At 69.9% G+C, this 6,635-nt stretch carries 8 protein-coding genes and 1 pseudogene; 6 read left to right on the plus strand and 3 right to left on the minus strand.

The genetic code is table 11. The features are described from left to right. The first annotated feature begins 337 nt into the window (after window positions 1-337). Together ACFC0D_RS37680 and ACFC0D_RS37685 are read left to right on the plus strand one after the other, a co-directional pair. Window positions 338-1,234: a LysR family transcriptional regulator gene (locus ACFC0D_RS37680; RefSeq protein WP_376446416.1), complete on the plus strand. Its 897-nt coding sequence runs from the start codon at window positions 338-340 to the stop codon at window positions 1,232-1,234. A 35-nt stretch (window positions 1,235-1,269) separates the two neighbouring features. Further along, window positions 1,270-1,749: an NUDIX domain-containing protein gene (locus ACFC0D_RS37685; protein ID WP_376446419.1), complete on the plus strand. Its 480-nt coding sequence runs from the start codon at window positions 1,270-1,272 to the stop codon at window positions 1,747-1,749. On the opposite strand, the gene ACFC0D_RS37690 is transcribed toward ACFC0D_RS37685, so the two are convergent. Next, window positions 1,746-2,897 (minus strand): globin domain-containing protein, encoded by a 1,152-nt coding sequence (locus ACFC0D_RS37690; RefSeq protein ID WP_376446422.1) that lies wholly within the window; start codon window positions 2,895-2,897, stop codon window positions 1,746-1,748. The genes ACFC0D_RS37685 and ACFC0D_RS37690 overlap by 4 nt on opposite strands. A gap of 107 nt (window positions 2,898-3,004) precedes the next feature. Further along, the gene (locus tag ACFC0D_RS37695; RefSeq protein WP_376446425.1) at window positions 3,005-3,658 is read right to left on the minus strand and encodes an HAD family hydrolase; all 654 of its coding nucleotides are present in this window, start codon (window positions 3,656-3,658) and stop codon (window positions 3,005-3,007) included. Window positions 3,659-3,735: 77 nt separating this feature from the next. Here ACFC0D_RS37695 and ACFC0D_RS37700 point away from each other — a divergent pair, with 77 nt between their 5' ends. The 4 genes from ACFC0D_RS37700 to ACFC0D_RS37715 all read left to right on the plus strand — a co-directional run bounded on the left by ACFC0D_RS37700 (window position 3,736) and on the right by ACFC0D_RS37715 (window position 6,151). Continuing rightward, window positions 3,736-4,263 carry a DUF2269 domain-containing protein gene (locus tag ACFC0D_RS37700; protein ID WP_376446428.1) on the plus strand — a complete coding sequence of 176 codons (528 nt, stop codon included), beginning with the start codon at window positions 3,736-3,738 and terminating at the stop codon, window positions 4,261-4,263. A 4-nt stretch (window positions 4,264-4,267) separates the two neighbouring features. Beyond that, on the plus strand, window positions 4,268-5,131 hold the full coding sequence (locus ACFC0D_RS37705; RefSeq protein ID WP_376446430.1) for a GNAT family N-acetyltransferase: 864 nt from the start codon (window positions 4,268-4,270) through the stop codon (window positions 5,129-5,131). A gap of 78 nt (window positions 5,132-5,209) precedes the next feature. After that, window positions 5,210-5,668, plus strand: coding sequence for a MarR family winged helix-turn-helix transcriptional regulator (locus ACFC0D_RS37710; RefSeq protein ID WP_376446433.1), 459 nt, complete (start codon window positions 5,210-5,212; stop codon window positions 5,666-5,668). A gap of 30 nt (window positions 5,669-5,698) precedes the next feature. Then, a complete protein-coding gene (locus tag ACFC0D_RS37715; RefSeq protein WP_376446436.1) occupies window positions 5,699-6,151 on the plus strand; it encodes a GNAT family N-acetyltransferase in 453 nt (150 codons plus the stop codon). Window positions 6,152-6,245: 94 nt separating this feature from the next. On the opposite strand, the pseudogene ACFC0D_RS37720 reads toward ACFC0D_RS37715, so the two are convergent. Next, a pseudogene (locus ACFC0D_RS37720) lies at window positions 6,246-6,635 on the minus strand (serine hydrolase); the annotation flags it as partial.

Below are 6,635 nucleotides of genomic sequence, written 5' to 3' on the forward strand. Positions count from 1 at the left end.
TCCGGATTCTCGGGGGGTGGGTCGCCCCGGGTGTACTTGTGGGCGGCGGTCGGGGGCGCTCTCGCGGGCGCGGGGCGGGCGGCGGGTGTCCCTCCGGCGCCCGGCGCCCGCGCCGCGGGGCCCACGGAACGGGGCGCTCCGAGCCTCCCCCCTCATGGCTCGGAACGCCCCGGTTCCACGCGCGGAGAACCGCCTGACCAAGGCTAGTTGACTCTGCGTCAGTGTCCAATCACGGTAGCGACAGAGACCTATCGACTTATTTATAGTTGGACGGTCCCGAGGGCGCCGTCAGCCGACCGCCTGAGTCGAACGGCCACACGGCCGGGAGGGGGCGGACATGGATCTCGCCCTGCTGCGCACATTCGTCACGGTGCACCGGGCCGGCTCCTTCACCCGCGCCGCGGCACTCCTCGGACTCTCGCAGCCCGCGGTCACCAGCCAGATCCGGACCCTGGAACGGCAACTGGGGCGCCCGCTCTTCCTCAGACAGGCCCGTGGTGTCACCCCCACCACCATCGGCGACGAGCTCGCCCACCGCGCAGCCCCTCATCTGGACGCGCTCGTCGAGATCGCGGAGACCGGCGTGGACGAGGAGAGCGGCGTTCGCACGCTCCATCTCGCCGGGCCCCCGGAGTTCACCTCGACGCGTGCGCTGCCCGCCCTCACTCCGCTCGTCGCCCAGGGGCTGGCCGTTCGGGCCTCCTTCGCGGGGAACACCGAGGAGATCCTCGACGGCCTCGCCGCGGGCCACCATGATCTGGCCATCGCCGCGGCCCGACCGCGCGGCGGCCTGCTCACCTCCACTCCGCTCTGCGACGAGGAGCACGTGCTGGTCGCCGCCCCGCGGTGGGCCGCCCGGCTCGCGCCCGAGGTGCTGCTGCGCAAGGGCGCCGTCGTCCTGGAACAGCTGCCGGTGGTGGAGGTGCACGAGTCGCTGCCGTTCGTCTCCCGCTACTGGGCGGCCGTGTTCGAGAGCAAGCCGGCCGTGGCGGCCACCGTCATAGCGCCCGATCTGCGGGCCGTCCTGGAATCGGCGGCCGCCGGGGCCGGCCTTGCCGTGCTGCCCCGCTATCTGTGCGAGGACGCCTTGGAGCAGGGGCGTCTCGTGGCGCTGCTCGATCCGCCGGTTCCCCCGCTGCGGACGTACTTCCTGATCGTCCGGGCCGGCACCCTCGCGCTGCCGCACATCGCGCGGGCCCACGACTGGCTTCTGCGGGCCTCCACGGACTGGTGAGTTTCAGGACACCCCTGGCGGGCCATTTTCTTCCCATGACCGAACGTCCTGTGGTCAAGCGCACCGCACGCGCCATCCTGCTCGATGGAAACGACCTCATCCTCATCAAGCGCACGAAGCCGGGGATGGATCCGTACTGGCTGACGCCGGGCGGCGGGGTCGAACCCTCGGACACCACCGTCGTCGAGGCCCTGCACCGCGAGGTGCACGAGGAGCTCGGCGCCAAGATCACCGATGTGGTCCCCTGCTTCGTCGACACCGTCGAGCACATCGTCGACGGCGGTGTCTCCGGGGTGAAGGTCCAGCACTTCTTCGTCTGCCGGCTCGAGTCCATGGACACCTCGCTGCGTCACGGCCCCGAGATCGAGGAACCGTGCGGCGAGTACGAGATCGTCCGGGTGCCGTTCAGCCGGGTCGGGATCGCCGCCGTGCATCTCGTACCGCTGTCCCTGCGTCACTACCTGGACGGCAACATCGAGGGCGTCCGCGCGATGCACGCCCCCGACCTGGGCTAGGACGCGAGTTCTGTCAGAAGGTCGTGGCGGATCCGCTCTGCGGGGATACCGATCCCCCGCAGGGTGTCCACCCCGCGCCGAATCATGCCGGGCGGGCCCGACAGATAGGCCTCGTACTCGTTCCACGGGCCGTACTGGCGCACCGCGTCCGGCAGCTGGCCCTGGTCCTCGGTGACCGGCCGCACCGACAGCCAGGGGTACGTCTTCTGGAGCCGCATCATCGTGTCGATGTCGTACAGGTCATGGCCGCTGCGTGCGCCGTAGAACACCTCCACGGGGCGCCGGTCCCCGTGCTCGGCGACATCCTCGACCAGCGCCTTGATGGGCGCGATCCCCGTGCCGCCGCCCAGACACAGCAGTCCGTTGTCCGTGGAGTGGTCCACCGTCATCGAGCCGGCCGGAGGGCCGAGGCGCAGGACGTCGCCGGGTCGCGCGTGGTGCACCAGGGCGTTGGAGACCCAGCCGGCCGGGACCGCCTTGACGTGGAGGGAGAGCAGCCCGTCGGGCCGGGGCGCCGAGGCGAAGGAGTAGTGCCGCCATACGCGCGGCCACCAGGGGGTCTCCAGTGTCGTGTACTGGCCGGCGAGGAAGGTGTACGGCTGGTCGGGCCGCAGTGTGATCACCGCGATGTCCGAGGTCCGTAGATCGTGCGAGACGACCTCCGCCTGCCACCAGGCGGGAGCGTGCCCTTCGTTCTCGTCGGCCGCGTCGATCATGATCTGCGAGATCGTCGTGTACGTCCGCACCCAGGCGGCCTCGGTCTCCTCGTTCCAGGTCAGGGTGGCGTACCGGATCAACGCGCCGATCAGGGCCTCGCCGACGGCCGGGTAGTGCGTGGGCCGGGTTCCGTACTTGCGGTGTCCGCGGCCCAGGTTCCGGAGGTACTCGTTGAGCACTGGGGCGTTGTCCAGGTGCTCGACCGCTGTCAGCAGCGCCTTGAGGAGGCGGTCGCGCTGGGTGTCCATCGCCGCGGGGAACATGGCACGCAGCTCGGGGTGGCGGACGAAGAGCAACGCATAGAAGTACGAGGTCACCTTGTCGGCGGCGGGAGCGATCTCGGCCAGGGTGCGGCGTATGAGCATCGCGTCGGGGGACGGTCCCGGAGCTATCCGGGGTGCTTCGCCGTCGTCGTGCACGGCCTCATCCATCGTGTGCCTCGCCTCGCGCAAGCGGCTCTTGTGGCCGCAGCTTGGCAGGTTCGACCACCGGTTCGGACAGAAAGCGGAATTCCTGGGCATTAGCCCCGGGAGTGGGGCTAGGCTGCGCTGTTTCGGACCAGTTCGTACGCCTCTCGCAGGTCGCCTCCCTCATAGGCGTGGCGGGAGAGCCCGGCTAGATGACGGTCCGCGTTCACCGCCACCGTCACCGGGACGACAGCGAAGAGCTTCGCGTCGGACATCGAGTCGCCGTATGCGACACAGTCCTCGATTCCGATCCCGTACTCCGCGCAGAGTCGCCGGGCGATGCTCACCTTGGCCGTGGCGTTGAGGATCCCGGGGCGGTGGACGGGCGCCGTGAACGGAACCGGCGGCCATTGCGACCCGTGGGCCGAGTCCACACCCCAGTCGAGAAGGCGCTCGACGAAGAAGTCCGGCGAGAGCGAGATGACCGCGCAGCGGCCTCCCTGAGCGCGAATGTCTGCCCAGACCTCACGAATGCCGGCCAGCCAGGGCGCCCCTTCGAAGGCAGCGGTGACTTGCTCCAAGGTGAGGGCGGACCAGAGCTCGCGGGCCTGGACGGCGAACTCGTCCGGTGTCAGTCCATGCAGCAGGAACCCCTGCTCCAGGGCGGCGATCTCCTCGGTGAGCCCCAACTGCCGGGAGATCTCCACGGCCGCGGCCGACCCTCGGATCAGGGTGCCGTCGAGATCGAAGAGATGAAGCCTGCCTCGGCCCTGGAAAGTCGTCATGTACGCCGAGGCTAGTACGTGCGGTTACTCCGGCTGTCAGACGCGGGACGAGGGGGCCGGGCGGCACGGTGTTTCACGTGAAACATCTCAAGCGTCCCGCTCGGCGGGCTCTCCTCGTCCTCCACGTCGCCGTCTCCGTGGCCTGGCTCGGGCTCAGCGTGGGGCTGCTGACGCTCGGGATCACGGCCTGGACGACCGGCGATCCCACCCTCACCGAGGCCTCGTACCGCGCGATGAAGGTCTTCGCCGACTGGCTCCTGGCTCCCGTCGCCGTGGGGACTCTGGTGAGTGGGCTGGTGCTGTCGCTGGGCACGCCCTGGGGTCTCGCCCGGCATCGCTGGGTCTGGATCAAGTTCTGGATCACCATGGCCACCGCGGCCGCGACCGTCTTCGCCCTGCGCCCGGAGATCGAACACGCGGCAGCGGCCGGGGTACCGGACATCAGCCTGGTGGCGGCTCCGACGGTGTCGACGACGGCCTATCTCTTCATGACGGCGGTCTCGATCCTGAAGCCGTGGGGGCTGACGCGAAGGGGCCGCCGTCTGCGAGTCGGAGCGAGTTCCCCTAAAGCGGTGGACGGACGATCAGTACGTCGGACAGCCTGAGCCCATGCCGACCTCGCTCACCCCGCTCGACCAGCTCCCCATCCGACGCCTCACCGCGGACGACCTCACCGCCTGCGCCGATCTCTCCGAGGACCGGGGCTGGCCCCGCGAGGAACACAAGTGGGGCCTCCTGCTCACCGCCGGGACCGGTTACGGCATCGACGACCCGGAGGGCAAGGGGCTGGTCACAGCCTGCGTGGTCACCTCGTACGGGCCGGGGCTGGCCGCGATCGGCATGGTGCTGGTCGCCGAGCGGTACGCCCGCCGGGGTGTGGGGCGCCGGCTCATGCTCCATGTGCTGGAGGAGGCCGGGGACACTCCGATCACACTCCATGCGACCCCGAACGGACAGCCTCTCTACGAGCAGCTGGGCTTCGCCCAGACGGGCCGCGCGGAGATGGTCATGGGCCGCTTCACACCGACGGAACCGGCCCCGAACATCCCGACCCGCCCCGCCACGGCGGAGGACCTCCAGGCGATCCTGCGCCTGGACACGGAGATCTTCGGCCTGGACCGCACCCACATGATCACCCGCTTGCCGGCCTTCGCCGATCAGCTCCGCGTCACCGAGACCGACGGAGAGATCACCGGTTTCGCCGCGGCCTGGCCGAACATGCACACCCACGTCATCGGCCCCCTGATCGCCCGGGACACAGCGACCGCGCAGGCCCTCGTCGCCTCCCTGGCCACCGCCACGGACCGCCCCCTGCGCACGGACATCGATGTACGCCACGAGTCGCTGCTGCACTGGCTCAAGGCGAACGGCCTCGCCCCGATCGCGTTCAACGCGGTCATGGTGCGCTCGCTGGACGGGCTCCCGGGCGACTGGCGCCGCCGATTCGCCCCTCTCACCGTGGCAGCGGGATAAGAACCAAGTAATTGCACACGCGGGCTATTGCAGTCATCGTCTACTCTGGGAGAAGCAGCTCCGGACAGAGGAGAGACCATGACCGCGACCGACCCCGCTCTCACCGCCCTCTCCCAGGGCTGGTGCGCCCTGTCGTTGCTGCACGGCAGGATCGAATCCCACATCGAGCGCGCACTGGAGGCCAACCACGGCCTGAGCATGCGCGAGTACTCGCTGCTGGACGTCCTCAGCCGTCAGCACAGCGGGCCGGGCGGGCATCTCCAGATGAAGCAGGTCGCGGACGCCGTGGTACTCAGCCAGAGCGCCACCACGCGCCTGGTGACCCGCCTCGAGGACCGTGGCCTCCTCACGCGCTACCTCTGCGCCACCGACCGACGCGGTATCTACACCGATGTCACCGAAGCCGGCATGGCGCTGCTCGAAGAAGCACGGCCCACCAATGACGGGGCCCTGCGCGAGGCGCTCGACGAGGCCGCGAAGGACCCGGAGCTGACTCCCCTGGTCCGCGTCGTCGAAGGGATGTGGGTCCCGGCCTAGCCGGAACGGCCCCGGCGTAGTCTGCGCCCCATGAGCGATCTTGAGATACGGCCCGCCACCGCCGACGATCTCCCGGACATCGTCGCGATGCTCGCCGACGACCCCCTGGGCGCCCAGCGCGAGTCCCCGGACGACCTCACCCCGTACACCGCGGCCTTCGAGCGACTGGCGCAGGACCCGAACCAGCATCTGGTCGTGGCCACGCGCGGCACCAAGGTCGTCGGCACCCTTCAACTCACGATCATTCCCGGGCTCTCCCGGCGCGGTTCCACACGGTCGATCATCGAAGGCGTCCGCATCCATACGGAGGAGCGGGGCAGCGGCCTGGGCACCCTGCTCATCGAGTGGGCCGTCGAGGAGTCCCGGCGCCAGAACTGCCAGTTGGTGCAGCTGACCTCCGACGCCACGCGCACGGACGCCCACCGCTTCTATGAGCGCCTGGGGTTCGAGGCCTCGCACCTGGGCTTCAAGCTCAGCCTCTGAAGGTGCCTCCGGGCAGCCATCACAACCGCGCGGACCGGACCGGACCGGACGCCGGGGCATACCCCCGGCGTCCTGTTTCACGTGAAACACCGGGTCAGAGGCCGCGCCAGCCCGCCTCGTCGACCCCGCCGGGCACCGCCCCACCCTGCTCGTAGGGCTCCCGGGTGAAGACGAAGGATGCCAGATCAAGGTGGCTCAACGAGCCGTCCGCCCGCCGCACCACACGCAGCTTCTCCCCCGCGTAGTAGCCGTTCAGCCCGATCCACCCACCATCGGGCAGCGCCCGGAAGGTCGCCCGCCGGCCGGCCCCGCGCAGCGGTTCGAGGACCACACTCCGGTCGGAGCCCAAGCGAAGCCCGTACGCGGTCGTTCCCCAGTACCAGGGGCCCGTCAGCTCCAGCAGCTCCTGGTCGACCTCGGCCGCGGGCAAGGGCCGCCACGGCTCGGGGAACCTGGGCTCGGCGTCTGCCACGATCCGTACGAG

This window comes from Streptomyces sp. NPDC056222 (assembly GCF_042264065.1).
GTDB lineage: Bacteria > Actinomycetota > Actinomycetes > Streptomycetales > Streptomycetaceae > Streptomyces.

What these genes read in the sequence shown, in the direction of transcription:
- ACFC0D_RS37680 (WP_376446416.1), top strand. Translation starts at nt 338, where the DNA reads ATGGATCTCGCCCTGCTGCGCACATTCGTCACGGTGCACCGGGCCGGC.
- ACFC0D_RS37685 (WP_376446419.1), top strand. Translation starts at nt 1,270, where the DNA reads ATGACCGAACGTCCTGTGGTCAAGCGCACCGCACGCGCCATCCTGCTC.
- ACFC0D_RS37690 (WP_376446422.1), bottom strand. Translation starts at nt 2,897, where the DNA reads ATGGATGAGGCCGTGCACGACGACGGCGAAGCACCCCGGATAGCTCCG.
- ACFC0D_RS37695 (WP_376446425.1), bottom strand. Translation starts at nt 3,658, where the DNA reads ATGACGACTTTCCAGGGCCGAGGCAGGCTTCATCTCTTCGATCTCGAC.
- ACFC0D_RS37705 (WP_376446430.1), top strand. Translation starts at nt 4,268, where the DNA reads ATGCCGACCTCGCTCACCCCGCTCGACCAGCTCCCCATCCGACGCCTC.
- ACFC0D_RS37710 (WP_376446433.1), top strand. Translation starts at nt 5,210, where the DNA reads ATGACCGCGACCGACCCCGCTCTCACCGCCCTCTCCCAGGGCTGGTGC.
- ACFC0D_RS37715 (WP_376446436.1), top strand. Translation starts at nt 5,699, where the DNA reads ATGAGCGATCTTGAGATACGGCCCGCCACCGCCGACGATCTCCCGGAC.